This is a genomic window from Phenylobacterium conjunctum, assembly GCF_042679085.1.
Lineage (GTDB): Bacteria > Pseudomonadota > Alphaproteobacteria > Caulobacterales > Caulobacteraceae > Phenylobacterium > Phenylobacterium conjunctum.
This window is the reverse complement of sequence record NZ_JBHTLQ010000074.1, coordinates 1-13,554: the sequence shown is the minus strand read 5'-3', so window position 1 is coordinate 13,554 and position 13,554 is coordinate 1. Positions and strand designations below refer to the sequence as shown.

Below are 13,554 nucleotides of genomic sequence, written 5' to 3'. Positions count from 1 at the left end.
CTACCACCGGCGCTACAGATCAACTATCACCCCCCAGGGCTCTCATAATGATCGAGGGACCGGTGGGGGGCAGGTCACCAGCGAATCCCCTCCGTCTCAAATCTAGACCTAAATCGAGTAAAACGTCCACAAAGAAGCACTCGGGTGTCCGCTTTCGAGATCAGGATACAGCTAACCGCAGCATAATGGTGAATCTAACGCCCATATAGGCACCATCCGCCTGGCACGACTCCTGCTGATAGGACTTTCGGAAGGCATATTATTCCGCCAGATAGCCACATGACTGAATTCCGGACCTTTTTACTTAGTATGAGTATTAAGTTCATCCGTGGTCGTTTGGCGGCGCGCGCCTTGCTGAAGTGAGGGTATCGCCAATCCCGGCGACCCAAGGAGTTAGATATGACCTTCAAGATCCTCTCGACCGCCGCGGCCCTGTCGGTCCTCGCCACCGCCGCCTTCGCCGCCGACACCTATGGCGCTCAGTCGGTGTCGAACAGCCAGACCGAGTTCGCCAAGATCGGCTCGAACCTGAACGCCACGATCAGCAACGTCACTGGCAAGGTGGACCTCACCTCCGCCGCCATCGGCAATACCGCCACCATCACCGGTGACACCGCTGGGGCGATCGGCAGTCGCCAGGTGTTCAACGGCAACGCGGTCGCCAACCTGAATGGCCAGATTTCCAATGTGGTCGGCGATGTCGGCGTCACCGCCGCAGCGATCGGCAACAGCCTGACGGTGGACGTGGCCCGCGGCGGCTCGGTCAGCAATGTGCAGTACGCCAACTATGACCCGACCGCGAATCTGAACCTCAGCAGCTACAACATCGCCGGCGATCTGTCCTCGACCGCCGCCGCCATCGCCAACACCGCGACCATCTCCGGTGAAGTCGCCTCGATCGGGTCGCAGCAGGTCAACGCCGCCTACACCGTGGCCAACACCAACGCCCGCATCAACAAGGTCGTGGGTGACGTCTCGATCACCTCCGCGGCGATCGGCAACAGCCTGACGATCAAAGGCTTCTAAGTCGCGTTTGTTCCGCCGCCGCCCCATGTCTCCAGGGGGGCGGCGGCCTACTTCCTCCGTCCAAGAGCCAGACATGTCCGCTAGAAATCTCTTGCTGTCCGCAGTGCCCGGCTTGGCCTTCGGCCTGCTGCTCGGCGCGACCCCTGCGTCGGCTGAGGCGCTGAGCCCATCCAGCTTGAACGCCGGCTATGGCCGCGTGATGGGCCAGGAGGCCCGCCCGGTTGAGACCTCCACCCGCGACGCCAACGGCAACCGGGTCATTATCAACGGCCTTCTGACGGAGCCTACCGGACTTTCCGGCGGTCTAGGGGCTGGACTTGGCGACGCCTCCAGCCCCTTCGGGCCGCTTGGGCAGATCGATGTCTCGGCGGTCGCCAATCAGATCAATATTGTCGCCGGCGGATCGTGGAACACGATCATCGTCGAGGCGACCCAGACCAATTCCGGCGCCGTGCAAGCCAGCGCGGCGCTCGGCAACGCAACGGTGGCCCATGTTTCGCGCTAGATTCAATCCGATCCTTGCGGCGATCTCGGCCCTCGCCCTCGGCGCCTGCGCCAGCACAGCTGCGCCGCCTGTCGCCGCCAACGGCCTCTACGCAGACCCCATCGGCGCAGCCCCGGTGACGGCAAATGACACGCCCTATTCGGAAGCATTGATCTGCTTGTCGCAATATGCACGCAGCTACGGTCGGCCGTCGCCACGCATCGCCGTGGGCCGCATCTCCGACTACACTGGTAAGCAAGACGACTTCCAAGGCGGCCCCAAACTCACCCAAGGCGCCTCGCTGATGGCCATTACCGCGCTCGCCAAATCGGGCGCCCGCCTCGTGGAGCGCTACGACAACTCCGTGTCAGAACTGGAGCTCAAGTACGCGAATGGAAGATTGATTTCCGACAGTGGTCAAGCGCCCGGCGAATACCGGCAGATCCCAGTCGGCATGATGTCTGGATCAGACTATGTGCTGATCGGCGGCATAACCGAACTCAATTACAATATCCGCTCTTCGGGCGCCGACGCCGCCGCCGGCGGCCAAGCCGCACGAGACATGAAGGGCCAATTCCGGAGCCGCAACTACATCATGAATGTCGGCATCGACCTTCGTCTTGTTGATACAAAAACTTCCGACATCATTGATGTCGTCTCTTATCAGAAACAGATTGTCGGGCGGGAAGTCAGCGCCGGCGTCTTCAGTTTCTTTGGCGACACCGTGTTGGACTTGAGCGGCGGCAAAGGGGGACTGGAACCTATGCAGCTGGCGGTAAGAACCGAGATCGAGCGGGCCGTCCTGGAGATGATGTCCGGCCTCTACAGGACACCCGGTCCCGAGGTCTGCCTCTCTCGAAATTCAGATCCATTGGCGCCTGACGCGTCCGCCCGGACCTATAGGTCAATTGGTGGTGGCATGTCCTGGGCGGGGCGACGCGGCCGATGACGGCGCGCGACGAGCGGCCGGCTCTGCCTCGTCAACGGGATTGAACGCGGAGTTCCCCGATTTGAGCCAATTTGACGCAGCGGCGCCCCAATCTTAGGCGCCTGAGTTGCCGCAACGCTGCGCTCAACGCCAATATTCCTCAAGGGGACGGACTGTCTGATTCGCATGTGCCACTATGAAAATTATAAAATCTCGTCAGGCGCATCGGACTGTCGCCGGGCCGCTGATTGCTGGCCTGCTGGCGATCTCCACGTCGGCCACGCTGCTAGGCTCATGGGCTGGGGCGCAGCTTTATCGTAAGGAGGCCGAGGCGCAGCGGGCCCAGGACCTCGCCGCATACGCCGAGGAGCGCACGAAATACGAACAAGTGCTCTTTCAAGAGCTCTGGGCGCGCCACGCCGATGCCGAGCGCGCCTTGGTGCGGCGCATTGGGACTATGCCGGTCACGCCGCAGACCGATGTCTGCTTTAATGTCGCCTTTCCCGTACCCCTCCGCCGTGGGCCGCCTTGCTGAGGGGTAGCCGGGACAGGATGCTGCGCTCGTAAGGAGACCTTATGAGCGCTCATAGCTGTGCAGCATGGCCCATGTGACGTTGATGTCGGGGCCGGAGCGCCGCCGGCGGTGGAGCGCGGACGAGCAGCGCGAGATTCTGATGGCGGCGTTCTCGCCCGGGGCCGTGGTGGCGGATGTGGCGCGGCAGTACGAGGTTGCCACCAGCCTGATCTACAAGTGGCGGCGCGAGGTCTTGGCCGCCCGGGATGACGGCGGTTTTGTTCCAGCGGTTGTCGTCGATGGCGCCTCGGACGTGGGGCCGGCTGCGGACCGTGGCCCCGCCATCGTCATTGAGCTGCCGCACGGCGCCCGGGTGACGATCAGCGCGGATACGCCCGCAGCCCTGGTCACCGCGACGCTCCGGGCATTGCGATGATCCCGGTCCCGTCCGGGGTCAGGGTCTGGATCGCCACCGGCCATACGGATATGCGCAAGGGCATGCAGGGCCTGGCCCTGCTGGTCCAGGAGCACTTGAAGCGCGATCCCCACGCCGGTGATCTGTTCGTGTTCCGGGGGCGCGGCGGAGCCTTGATCAAGATCCTCTGGCACGACGGTCTGGGCATGTCGCTCTACGCCAAGCGCCTGGATCGCGGGCGGTTCGTCTGGCCAGCGGCGGAGGGCGGCGCGGTGGCTCTGACGTCGGCCCAGCTGGGCTACATGCTGGAGGGCATCGACTGGCGCAACCCCCAGCACACCTGGCGCCCGACCAGCGCCGGATAGGCCCGCATTTTCTTTGCCGGACCTGCATTTAGGGGCGCCACAAGCGCTCAAAAGTATGATTCCATCAGCTGGTGGACGCCCAGCTCGATGACCTTCCGGACGACGTCGCAGCCCTGAAGCAGGCGCTGAAGATGGCGCTGGCCAAGGCGGGCGAGGCCCAGGAGAAGGCGGCCAGCGCCGAGCAGAAGCACTTTGATGCCGCCGCCGAGCTGGCCGTGGCTAAGGCCATGGCGTCCGAGGACAAGGCCCTCATCGCCCACCAGGCGCTCAGGATCGCCAAACTGGAGCGCCAGGTCTACGGGGCCCGCAAGGAGCGGAGCGCCCAGCTGCAAGATCAGATGGAGCTTGAGCTCGAGGAGCATGAGGCCAGCGCCACCGAGGACGAGATCGCCGCCGAGATCGCCGTGGCCAGGACCACGACCGTGGCGGGCTTCGTGCGCAAACGCCCCGAGGCTCGCACCACTTTTCCCGACCATCTGCCTAGGGAGCGCGTTGTGCTCGACCCGCCGACGGCGTGCGAGTGCTGCGGCGGAGGCCGGCTGCGCAAGCTCGGCGAGGACGTGACCCGCACGCTGGAGCTGGTCCCGCGGCAGTGGAAGGTGATCGAGACGGTGCGTGAGAAGTTCACCTGCCGCGACTGCGAGAAGATCAGCCAGGCGCCGGCGCCGTTCCACGCCATCCCCCGGGGATGGGCAGGGCCAAGCCTACTGGCGATGATCCTCTATGAGAAGTTCGGCGCCCACCAGCCGCTCAACCGGCTCTGTGAGCGCTACGCGCTTGAGGGCGTCCCGATCGCCTTGTCGACCATGGCCGACGCCGTCGGCGCCGGCTGCTTCGCGCTCAGTCCGCTTCTGACCGCCTTGGAGCGCCGCGTCTTCTCCGCCGAGCGTCTGCACGGCGATGACACAACCGTTCCGGTGCTCGCCACCGGCAAGACCGACATCGCCCGATGTTGGGTCTATGTCGCCAACGACAAGCCGTTTGGCGGTAAGGATCCTCCAGCGGCGATGTTCTACTATTCTCGCGATCGGAGCAGCGTGCATCCCCAGGCCCATCTCGCCCCGTGGTCCGGGGTGTTCCAGGCCGACGCCTTCACCGGTTACGACAAGCTCTATGCCCCAGATCGCAAGCCCAGTCCGATCCTGCAGGCAGCCTGTTGGGCCCATGCGCGACGGCCGTTTTTCATCTTCGCCGATCTCGAAGAGGCCGCCCGGCGCAAGGCCTCGGGCAAGAAGCCCGTGGTGGTCTCGCCCGTCGCCCTTGAAGTGGTTCGCCGGATCGACGCCCTCTTCGACATCGAGCGCGAGATCAACGGCCAGTCTCCCGAGGCCCGCCGCGCCGTCCGCCAGGAACGCAGCAAGCCGATCGTCGAGGCCCTGCACGCCTATCTCGAGGAGAAGCGCTTCGCATTCTCGCGCACCCATGACCTCTACAAGGCGATCAATTACCTTCTGAAGCGCTGGGCCGCCTTCACCCTGTTCCTCGATGACGGCCGGGTCTGTCTCAGCAACAACGCCGCCGAGCGCGCGCTGCGCGGCATCGCCCTGGGCCGAAAGTCCTGGCTGTTCTGTGGTTCAGATCGGGGCGGCCAGCGGGCCGCGGCCATGTACAGCCTGATCGTCACAGCCAAGATGAACGACGTCGATCCTCACGCTTGGCTCACCGACGTCCTCGCCCGCATCGCCACCCATCCGGCTCACCGGATCGACGAGCTTCTGCCCTGGAATTGGAAGGCCCTGCGCGAAGAGGCCATGGCCGCCGAGGCGGCATGACCACGCAGCGCAACAAGGTCTATTCCGTCACCGTCATCGCCGCAGTCGCCAAAGAGCTCGCCGTCGACGAGCATCTCTTGCACGACATCTCCATCGGCATGGAGCCCGAGGACGGCGTCATCATGGTCTACGGGCTGGGTGAGGACAGCATCACCGCGTTCACCGACGAGGGCATCGAGGAACTCAAGAACCTGCTTGAAGCACACAGGCAGGATCCAGACCTGTTCCGCTAATCCGTTGCTGGCTGCGGGCTACGCCGGATGGGTACCCTTTCCCCGCCGTGCCGATGGTACGCGTCGGGCCGCGCGGAGCCTCGAGACCGGCGAAACGCAATTTCTATATGGTTTGACGGCCTACATGGCCGGTCCTGAGCCTACGACTACAGAAAAGGCGCGGCTCTTGGCGACGGCCGAAGTCGTGGTGAATTCCGGAGAAGCTCTTCGGTCCCGGTTCGACAATTTCTACTTCTTCTCGCCCAGCAACCGGATGATCATGTTCACGCCGGACAGACCCGAGAAGATCAAATTTTATCGCGATCAGGCGCCAAGAACATTCAGCTTCGCTGAGACGGAGATGATGCAAATCACCTTGCCGGAAAACAATCCGGAGAGGCGCACACGCTGCACCAAGCTGCTTCCTCTCTTGAGCGATCCCTCCGGCAAGACGCTGACCACAGGCTGCATGACGCCGATCTATATCAATGGCGAATATGTTGGGGCTTGGGGCACCACCCTGCCGTTGGGCTCCTATCTTCTGGATGCGGTGCAGGGCACGCACCCCGGAGCAAGCAATCTCATTGCTAACAGCGAGGGCGCGCTGATCGCCTATCCGGGCTTCTCCAAACCTGGAGAAGTGACGTCCGAACGCCTAGCGCGATACGAAAAGACATATCAGCTCGCGGAGGTGCTCAACAGCATTCGGTCCAGCCAGAAGCCATTTGGCGTCACAAGGACGCCAAATGGGGCTTTCCTCATCGCTTACGGTCGAATTGCGGGACCCGATTGGTACTTTCTTACGGTCATGCCGGAGACGGCCGTGGTGGCGGCGGCCAACCGCTCTGCCACGCCGCTACTGGTCTTTGGCCTCTTGGCGGGGTCGGCTCAGGCCGCTCTGACCTTTTGGTGGATACGACGGCTCATCGCCCAGCCGCTCGCCAAGCTGGCAAGGGAAGCCGAGGCCGAGGGCCACTTGCCAGACTCGACCCTGGATAGTCGTTCTGACGAGATTGGCGTTCTGGCCAGGGCGCTCTCTAGTGAACGCGGTGAGCGACAGGCGCTACTGCAGGACCTTGAGGGCCGCGTCGCGGCGCGCACGCGTGAGGCGGAAGCCGCGAGCCAGGCAAAATCGGCGTTCCTGGCCAACATGAGCCACGAAATCCGCACACCGCTGACGGCGGTCATCGGCTTCTCGGCCCTTCTAAAGAACCGCCCAGATCTGAGCGACGCGGCGCGTCAGTATGCAAATCGGATCGACACAGCCGGCCGAGCGCTGCTCGATTTGGTCAATGACATTTTGGACTTCTCCAAGCTGGAAGCGGGGGAAACGGCGCTGCGCCCGGTCCCCACCGACGTCATTGCGCTAGCCAGGGAGACCCTGGAGCTCTTCCAAGCTCAAGCGGCACAGAAGAAGTTGGAATTGACGTTCACCTCAATTGAGGTTCGGGATGTCCGCCTGGTCGATCCCCAAGCTCTGCGCCAGGTGCTCTCCAACCTGATCAGTAACGCCGTAAACTTCACGGACACGGGGCAGGTGCAGCTGACGTTGAGAGACCAGCGCGGTGAGCTTTACGTTGCGGTGTCTGATACGGGTCCTGGCTTGTCCCTGGAAGATCAAACCCGGCTGTTCAAGCGTTTCTCGCAAATCGACAACGCCATGACCCGAAAGCATGGCGGCACCGGCCTTGGCCTAACGCTTTGCCGCGCCCTGGTGGCGACAATGGGCGGCGACATCGCCGTCCAGAGCACACCGGGTCGGGGTTCGATGTTCTACTTCACCGTGCCAGCCCCGGCTGCAACCGACGAGCAGATGGACGCCACGCCGAGCCCGTCTGCGGACCTTGAAGGTCTTCGGATTCTGGTCGCCGATGACAACCCCGCAAATCTGGAGCTCGTAGAGCTCATCCTGGAGGCTGCTGGCGCGGACGTGGTCACAGCGACAGACGGGGCGGAAGCGGCGGCTCAGGCCGCCGCGGGGACCTTCGATGTCGTCCTGATGGATCTGCGCATGCCCGTCATGGACGGCTATGCAGCGCTTGAGGCGATCCGCAGCCGGCCGGGCCCCTCGCAGCATGCACTCGTGCTGGCCTTTTCAGCCGATGTCGGCGAAGGGGTGGACCTCTCCGCCTTCGATGGCGTGGTCTCCAAGCCGATATCGCCGGCGGGGCTCCTGCGAGCGCTTGCGCCTTTGGGATCGTGAGTCGCTAGCGGTCCGAACCGCCCTGCGGCGCCTCCAGCATCGCCCCGCGGGCCGAGCTGCGCTTTGAGCGCGTGCGTAAGAGCGGCGGCCTAAGGGAGGGGGGCCAAGGAGACTGCATGGATTTGCGCAGCAGACCTGGTGTCGGGGCCCACCATGCTTCAGCCCCCGCCCCAGGGATGTCGAAGAACGCCAGCTGGCGCTGCGGGAGAGACTCGGGACCTGGGCATATCCCGGCGCGAACAGAACGACGGACGAGCTTGGAGACGGATTCACAAGTGCGTGGGACCGCCTTGGAGGGACATGTCTTGGGGCCCCGACGCTGGCAAGAGCGTGACAGACTACGCCATCTACATGCTGGATCCCGCCGGCTATATCACAAGCTGGAATACGGGCGCGGAGCGCTTCAAGGGCTACACGGCCGACGAGATCATCGGCGAGCATTTCTCCAAATTCTACAGCGCGGAGGATCAGGAAGCGGGCCTTCCGGCGCGGGCATTGGCCACCGCAGAGGCTGAGGGCCGCTTCGAATCCGAGGGGTGGCGCTATCGCAAGGATGGCGGTCGCTTCTGGGCCAACGCCATCATCGACCCGATCCGGGATGACGATGGCGCACTTGTGGGCTTTGCGAAGATCACCCGCGATCTCACCGAGCTGCCCGAGCTGATCACCTGGGCCCACGGCCGGGGCTGCGACATAACCCTGATCGAGGCCATGCCGCTGGGCGAGATCGAGGTCGACCGCACCGACCAGTTCCTGTCGTTGAAGGACGTCCGCCGCGAGCTGGAGAGCTTCTGGACCCTCACCGACATCGACCACCAGACCGGCGGCCCGGCCCGCTATGTGCGGGTGGCCGAGACCGGCGGCCGGTTGGGCTTCATCACCCCGCTGAGCCATAACTTCTGCGAGGCGTGCAATCGTGTGCGGCTGACCTGCACCGGCACCCTGCACACCTGCCTAGGCAGAGAGGACGCCTCAGACCTGCGGGCGGTGATCCGCGCGGGCGCCAGCGACGCCGATCTGGTCGACGCCATCCGCCTGGCCATCGACGCCAAGCCTCAAGGCCATGACTTCCAGATCGCCCGCGCCGCCGCCCCTGCCGTGGCCCGGCACATGTCGACGACGGGCGGATAGGATGGCCCGCATCCTGTTGTTCGGCCGCCTCGCCGACCTCGCCGGCTGGCGCGAGCGCGAGATCGAAGGCGACAGCCTCTTCGCCCTGAAGGCCCGCTTGGCTGAAGATAACGAGGCCCTGGGCGAGGCCCTGTCCGGCCCCGGCGTCCAGGTCGCCCTGGACCAGGAGATCGTCCGCGGCGACGCCCCAGTCACCGCCCGCGCCGAGGTCGCCTTCCTGCCCCCGATGAGCGGCGGCTGATGATCCGGCTCACCGATCAGCCTTTCGAGCCCGGCGCTCTTCTGACCGGCTTCTCCCAGGGCCGCACCGAGACCGGGGCCATCGCCAGCTTCACAGGCCTAGCCCGCTCCGAGGCCGGCTCGACCACCACCCTGACCCTGGAGGCCTATCCGGGCTTCACCGAGCGGGCCATCCAGGCCATCGCCGACCAGGCCCGCACCCGCTTCGCCCTGCAGGATCTGCTCATCCTCCACCGGATCGGCGACATCGCCCCTGGCGAGGCCATCGTCTTCGTCGCCACCGCCGCCCCGCACCGCCGCGCCGCCTTCGAGGCCTGCGATTTCCTCATGGACTACTTGAAGAGCCGCGCTCCCTTCTGGAAGAAGGAGACCGGTCCCGACGGCCCAAGGTGGATCGAGCCCCGCGACCAGGACCATGCAGATATCGCCCGGTGGGAGCTTGGCCAACCCATCAAACTGTCTCCCTCTAGTCGGACACCGCCGCGCGCTTAGGCTCGATCGAGCGTCCGTGCATCAGGGATCTTTTGCGCATGAGGAGGTCCCGTGGCGACCCTCGACAGGCCTAGGCTCAGGACTCACAACGAGGTCGCCAGACTAGGATGATTGCGGCGAGGGTGATGGCGCTCATGAAGGTGTGGGCGCATCGGTCGTAGCGGGGGCGGATGGGCCGCCAGTCTTTCAGCCGACCGATCATGATCTCGATCTTGTAACGCTGACGGTACAGGTCTTTGCCATGGCGGACCAGGCGCACGCGACCTGCGCAACCGGAGACGCACGGGCGACTGCCCCCGGCCCGGAGCGCTTGGCGGAGCCAGCCGGCGTCATAGCTGCGACCAGCACGGGCGTGGCTGGAATAGCGTCCAGCATGAGCGCTCCACCCTTAGAGAGGCTCATATGATTTTCGACGCGAGGGCGGCCGATCCAGCGCGGAGAGCTCCCCTTGTGAGCAGGGCGGCGGCAGTTCGGCGCGCCTTGAGGTGAGTGGCGTCCACCATGAGCTGATCGCGCGCGCCGCCCTCTGACGTAAGATCTGCGAAGATTCGGGCGAACACACCGGCTCGGCTCCAGCGCTCGAACCGGTTGTCGAGTGTCTTGTGTGGGTCGGAGGCCGACGGCGCACCGCGCCACCTTGGCCCGTTCCTGATCACAGACGCGAGCCCAGGCAACACCAGCCGATCATCAACCCGCGCCCGGCCGCGCGACTGCAGGAAGCAGCGCGCGAGCCGGCGCATCTGCGCCTCGCTAAGCAAAAGGCGGCTTAGCCATAGGACACCTCCCGGTATTCGAAATTTGCTGGATCGCGAGCTGTTCCGAACAGCGTAAGTGTCAGGCCGCAGCCGCGGGCGAACTTCTTGATCTGGTGGGTTCGCTGGCCTTACGTTGATCGGATGACGGTGCTGAGGCTCAGGCCCTTCACTCCCGACGACGCGCCAGCGTTGGCCGCAGTCTGGTACGGAAGCTGGCTTTCCACTGGCGTTTCCGCCGCGCGGACCGTCGGCGTGGATGAGCTAATGGCGAGGGTCGGGCGTGAAGTCGCCGCGGGCTGGCTTGTGACGGTGGCTGAAGCGGACGACGGAATGGTCGGTTTCCTCGCTGTGCTGCAAGCCAGCCGAGTGCTCGATCAGCTATTCGTCTCTCCGGAATGGAAGGGGCGGGGCGTGGGCAGGCTTCTGTTTGCGCGCGCCACCGAACTGATGCCGAACGGATTTTGGCTCAAAACGGCGGCTACCAACATGGAAGCTCGGACGTTTTATGAGCGACGCGGCATGCGGGCGATCGGCGAGGAACGCCACCCTGTCCACGGTCACGCGGTAGCAATCTACGCGGCTGGATGAAGCATCGGACCGCGCGATCTCCCGCCCGTGCCGCAGGCGGCGACGCGCATTGCCATAGAGCCAAAGCCCCAACGTCGAACCGGTGCTGTTGGGTCCTGAGCCTAGGAGGGGGCGCCAGGGTCAGCCCAAACGGCAGTATCCGCACAAAGGGAATGGCGGCGGAGAACAGGTGTTAGCGGCCTCGCGCCGCACATGACGAGCTAAGCCAGATCGAGAGGTTCCTAGGCCTTCGGGCCAAGGAGCCAACTGGCGGAACGCCCAGCTCGATCCAGCGGGTGCGGGGCCGCCCCGCAGGGTTCGCAAGGCGCCACGCTCGTGGAGCCACATTGGCGCTCAGCAACGCGATGGAGTCAGTTGCTCAAATCGGGCCGCGGACCAATCCTGGATACAACTCTTTCATCATCTGGGGTCAACTCTTGGTCCGTGAGAACTTGACGTTCCATTAAGTAGGACTCGTTTACTGACTTTCAATAGCGGAATATGTGGCAGGAATCTTGTCTCCTTCGCCTTCCCTCGCGCCCGTAAGGCTCATCGACATTGATGCGCCGGCCTTCTTGACCATGCTCGCGGCCCAGGAGGCGTTGGCGGCGGGGCGGCGAGTTGGCGCCCGACGACTGCCACGCTTTATTCGGGCAAGGGGCATGCAGGCTGCGGACCGCCACCTACCCGACATCGACTTCACCGGATCAGAGCTGGACGGGTCATCATTCGCCCGTACCGATCTTAGCCGGGCGGTGCTGTTTGCCGCGAGCCTGCGAGGATGCGATCTCAGCCAGGCGACCCTCGCCCGAGCGGATCTGCGCGGCGCGCGCCTCGGGGGGGCGGTGTTGACAGGGGCAAACCTCGACGGCGCCGATATGCGCGGCGCCGTCATGGTGTTCGCCGATGCGATCGGCGCGCTGCAGGTGTCCCACCAAGACGTCAACCCAGATCACGGCGCCGACTTCACCAACTGTTCGCTCAAAGGCGCAAACCTGCGCAATGCGAACCTGAGGGGGGCCAGGTTCGACAACGCCAATCTCGATGGGGCCGATCTGACTGGTGCGCGAACGGAGGGGGCGCGGTTCAGAGGTGCTATCCTGACCAACGCCAAGCTCAGCACAGTCGCGCTGCCCCGAGAGGTGCTGGCCCAGTGTGTCCTGGATCCAAGACCCTCGACGCCGGATGATGTGCTCGCGATCCAGATCGCACTGGCAGAAGCCGAAACCTGGGTTGGAAGTCGCGGCGCCGCAGGCCAACCCGCCCGGCTCGCTGGCGTAGACCTCAGGCTCGCGGGGCCTGCCTATACCAGTCGAGGTCTGTCTGGCGGCGATTTTTCGGCGACCTGTGGCGTCGCCGTTGACTTCTCAGGCTCACAACTAATTGGCGCCAATTTCAATGGCGCGGACTTGCGCAGCGCGAAGTTCCAGAACGCAGACCTGCGCGGAGCCAGTTTTCGAGACGCGAACCTGGCGCACGCCAGCTTCTTGCGGGCAGACCTGGCTGCAATCCAGATGCTGTCAGGCAAAGAAAGGCGCGTGGACTTCTCCGGCGCGATCCTTCACGGGACCGGGCTCAATGTAGAATGGTTGTCCTAGGTAGGCGACCTCAACGACGGAGGGGCGTCACACGAAGCGATCAGGTCCGGGCGCGCTTCTCCCTGCAGGACATCGTCATCGTCCACCGGATCGGCGACATCGCCCCTGGCGAGGCCATCGTCTTCGTCGCCACCGCCGCGCCTTCGAGGCCTACGAATTCCTCATGGACTACTTGAAGAGCCGCGCCCCCTTCTGGAAGAAGGAGACCGGTCCCGACGGCCCAAGGTGGATCGAGCCCCGCGACCAGGACCATGCAGACATAGAACGGTGGAAGCCCGCGACGACATCACACAGCCTCGCGGTGGCTGCGGGCCAACTAAAGCCACAGCACCTTTGATCCTAGAGGCGTCCAGCAACCCGTCGCGGAACAGACTGGACCCAATTTAGGCTGAGGCGGGAGGTCGCATGGCGGCGCTAGTCAAGGACTGTCAGCATGGTCTCCGCAGGGCTTCTAGCTCCGCTTGGCCGGTGCGGCGGCCTTTGGGCGCCGCCCGCAAACAGCGGCCCCAGCCCTTAGGACCTGAATGTCTGCTACGCCACTAGAGGGACCCAGAAACCCGCCATATGGCCTTTGAGGCCGTCTCGGGGCGGTTAGCCCACAGCTCTCGAGCGCTTGGGTCAGTCCTCTTAGCGGTCTATCGTGGCTTGGTCCAGAACGACTGCCCGAACCGCAAGGCGGCCCGAAAAACCACGCTTGACCCTTTGACCGGGAGCCACTGGTCGCTGTCCGCCGCAAGCGATGCACACCAACGCCAGCGCCTCATGGATGTAGGCTTGACCTGCCCCCCACCGGTCCCTCGATCATTATGAGAGCCCTGGGGGGTGATAGTTGATCTGTAGCGCCGGTGGTAG

13 protein-coding genes and 4 pseudogenes are annotated in these 13,554 nt (G+C 64.4%); 16 read left to right on the top strand and 1 reads right to left on the bottom strand.

Features of this window, described 5'->3' with window-relative positions; all coding sequences use genetic code 11:
• The first annotated feature begins 399 nt into the window (after nt 1-399).
• The 13 genes and pseudogenes from ACFQ27_RS19195 to ACFQ27_RS19135 all read left to right on the top strand — a co-directional run bounded on the left by ACFQ27_RS19195 (nt 400) and on the right by ACFQ27_RS19135 (nt 9,782).
• The gene (locus tag ACFQ27_RS19195) at nt 400-1,026 is read left to right on the top strand and encodes a hypothetical protein (protein WP_377354710.1); all 627 of its coding nucleotides are present in this window, start codon (nt 400-402) and stop codon (nt 1,024-1,026) included.
• A 73-nt stretch (nt 1,027-1,099) separates the two neighbouring features.
• Complete coding sequence (hfaA, locus tag ACFQ27_RS19190) at nt 1,100-1,531, top strand: holdfast anchoring protein HfaA (protein WP_377354709.1); 432 nt, start codon at nt 1,100-1,102, stop codon at nt 1,529-1,531.
• The gene (hfaB, locus tag ACFQ27_RS19185) at nt 1,518-2,459 is read left to right on the top strand and encodes a holdfast anchoring protein HfaB (RefSeq protein WP_377354708.1); all 942 of its coding nucleotides are present in this window, start codon (nt 1,518-1,520) and stop codon (nt 2,457-2,459) included. Before hfaA ends, hfaB begins: the two co-directional genes overlap by 14 nt.
• A gap of 175 nt (nt 2,460-2,634) precedes the next feature.
• On the top strand, nt 2,635-2,973 hold the full coding sequence (locus tag ACFQ27_RS19180; RefSeq protein ID WP_377354707.1) for a hypothetical protein: 339 nt from the start codon (nt 2,635-2,637) through the stop codon (nt 2,971-2,973).
• Between the two features lie 64 nt (nt 2,974-3,037).
• Nucleotides 3,038-3,388, top strand: coding sequence for an IS66-like element accessory protein TnpA (gene tnpA / locus ACFQ27_RS19175; protein WP_377354706.1), 351 nt, complete (start codon nt 3,038-3,040; stop codon nt 3,386-3,388).
• A complete protein-coding gene (gene tnpB / locus ACFQ27_RS19170) occupies nt 3,385-3,732 on the top strand; it encodes an IS66 family insertion sequence element accessory protein TnpB (protein ID WP_377354705.1) in 348 nt (115 codons plus the stop codon). Before tnpA ends, tnpB begins: the two co-directional genes overlap by 4 nt.
• Before the next feature lie 131 nt (nt 3,733-3,863).
• Nucleotides 3,864-5,504, top strand: a complete 1,641-nt coding sequence (gene tnpC / locus ACFQ27_RS19165) for an IS66 family transposase (RefSeq protein WP_377354712.1) — start codon at nt 3,864-3,866, stop codon at nt 5,502-5,504.
• On the top strand, nt 5,501-5,737 hold the full coding sequence (locus ACFQ27_RS19160) for a hypothetical protein (RefSeq protein WP_377354704.1): 237 nt from the start codon (nt 5,501-5,503) through the stop codon (nt 5,735-5,737). The genes tnpC and ACFQ27_RS19160 overlap by 4 nt, the downstream gene beginning before the upstream one ends.
• A 166-nt stretch (nt 5,738-5,903) precedes the next feature.
• Nucleotides 5,904-7,919: an ATP-binding protein gene (locus ACFQ27_RS19155; RefSeq protein ID WP_377354703.1), complete on the top strand. Its 2,016-nt coding sequence runs from the start codon at nt 5,904-5,906 to the stop codon at nt 7,917-7,919.
• 153 nt (nt 7,920-8,072) lie between these two features.
• Nucleotides 8,073-8,561 (top strand): annotated as a pseudogene (locus ACFQ27_RS19150) (PAS domain-containing protein); the annotation flags it as partial.
• Between the two features lie 6 nt (nt 8,562-8,567).
• Nucleotides 8,568-9,050: pseudogene (locus ACFQ27_RS19145) on the top strand (GTP 3',8-cyclase MoaA); the annotation flags it as partial.
• 1 nt (nt 9,051) lies between these two features.
• Nucleotides 9,052-9,291 carry a MoaD/ThiS family protein gene (locus ACFQ27_RS19140; protein ID WP_377354702.1) on the top strand — a complete coding sequence of 80 codons (240 nt, stop codon included), beginning with the start codon at nt 9,052-9,054 and terminating at the stop codon, nt 9,289-9,291.
• On the top strand, nt 9,288-9,782 hold the full coding sequence (locus ACFQ27_RS19135; RefSeq protein WP_377354711.1) for a molybdenum cofactor biosynthesis protein MoaE: 495 nt from the start codon (nt 9,288-9,290) through the stop codon (nt 9,780-9,782). Before ACFQ27_RS19140 ends, ACFQ27_RS19135 begins: the two co-directional genes overlap by 4 nt.
• A 76-nt stretch (nt 9,783-9,858) precedes the next feature.
• Here the strand turns inward: ACFQ27_RS19135 and ACFQ27_RS19130 are convergent.
• Nucleotides 9,859-10,522: pseudogene (locus tag ACFQ27_RS19130) on the bottom strand (transposase).
• Nucleotides 10,523-10,642: 120 nt separating this feature from the next.
• On the opposite strand from ACFQ27_RS19130, the gene ACFQ27_RS19125 reads away from it, so the two are divergent.
• From ACFQ27_RS19125 to ACFQ27_RS19115, 3 genes and pseudogenes are all read left to right on the top strand, one after another.
• A complete protein-coding gene (locus ACFQ27_RS19125) occupies nt 10,643-11,125 on the top strand; it encodes a GNAT family N-acetyltransferase (RefSeq protein ID WP_377354701.1) in 483 nt (160 codons plus the stop codon).
• A gap of 641 nt (nt 11,126-11,766) precedes the next feature.
• On the top strand, nt 11,767-12,702 hold the full coding sequence (locus tag ACFQ27_RS19120) for a pentapeptide repeat-containing protein (RefSeq protein WP_377354700.1): 936 nt from the start codon (nt 11,767-11,769) through the stop codon (nt 12,700-12,702).
• 53 nt (nt 12,703-12,755) lie between these two features.
• Nucleotides 12,756-13,039: pseudogene (locus ACFQ27_RS19115) on the top strand (molybdenum cofactor biosynthesis protein MoaE); the annotation flags it as partial.
• Nucleotides 13,040-13,554 lie beyond the last annotated feature (515 nt).

What these genes read in the sequence shown, in the direction of transcription:
- ACFQ27_RS19120 (WP_377354700.1), top strand. Translation starts at nt 11,767, where the DNA reads ATGCAGGCTGCGGACCGCCACCTACCCGACATCGACTTCACCGGATCA.
- tnpA (WP_377354706.1), top strand. Translation starts at nt 3,038, where the DNA reads ATGGCCCATGTGACGTTGATGTCGGGGCCGGAGCGCCGCCGGCGGTGG.
- hfaA (WP_377354709.1), top strand. Translation starts at nt 1,100, where the DNA reads ATGTCCGCTAGAAATCTCTTGCTGTCCGCAGTGCCCGGCTTGGCCTTC.
- tnpC (WP_377354712.1), top strand. Translation starts at nt 3,864, where the DNA reads ATGGCGCTGGCCAAGGCGGGCGAGGCCCAGGAGAAGGCGGCCAGCGCC.
- hfaB (WP_377354708.1), top strand. Translation starts at nt 1,518, where the DNA reads ATGTTTCGCGCTAGATTCAATCCGATCCTTGCGGCGATCTCGGCCCTC.
- ACFQ27_RS19180 (WP_377354707.1), top strand. Translation starts at nt 2,635, where the DNA reads ATGAAAATTATAAAATCTCGTCAGGCGCATCGGACTGTCGCCGGGCCG.
- ACFQ27_RS19160 (WP_377354704.1), top strand. Translation starts at nt 5,501, where the DNA reads ATGACCACGCAGCGCAACAAGGTCTATTCCGTCACCGTCATCGCCGCA.
- tnpB (WP_377354705.1), top strand. Translation starts at nt 3,385, where the DNA reads ATGATCCCGGTCCCGTCCGGGGTCAGGGTCTGGATCGCCACCGGCCAT.
- ACFQ27_RS19195 (WP_377354710.1), top strand. Translation starts at nt 400, where the DNA reads ATGACCTTCAAGATCCTCTCGACCGCCGCGGCCCTGTCGGTCCTCGCC.
- ACFQ27_RS19140 (WP_377354702.1), top strand. Translation starts at nt 9,052, where the DNA reads ATGGCCCGCATCCTGTTGTTCGGCCGCCTCGCCGACCTCGCCGGCTGG.